Genomic DNA, 261 nt, shown 5'->3' with positions numbered 1-261 from the left:
CGAACTGCTCCAGCGCGTGCTGGGCGACGACACCTCCGGCAAGCCCGTCCGCGAGCCCGCCACCGGCGACCTGATCGGCTACGCGCCGCTGCACACCGCGGACGACCTGGAAGCGGCGATCAGCCGCGCCGAGCAGGCGCAACCCGCGTGGGCCGCCCTGGGGGATGCCGCTCGCGCGGACGCGATCCGCCGGGCCGCCGACCTGGTCGACGCGTCGTCCGAGGCCCTCGTTGAACTCCTCGCCCGCGAGCAGGGCAAGCC

General features: G+C 75.9%; 1 protein-coding gene. It reads left to right on the top strand.

Annotation, left to right across the window (positions count from 1 at the left end; translation table 11 throughout):
* The coding region (locus AC1RPN_RS09045) for an aldehyde dehydrogenase family protein (protein WP_481763853.1) at positions 1-261 on the top strand (261 nt) is incomplete at both ends.

The sequence above is a fragment of the Dellaglioa sp. CoH-57-MRSF-20 genome, assembly GCF_056781955.1.
This window is presented reverse-complemented; position numbering and strand designations above follow the sequence as displayed.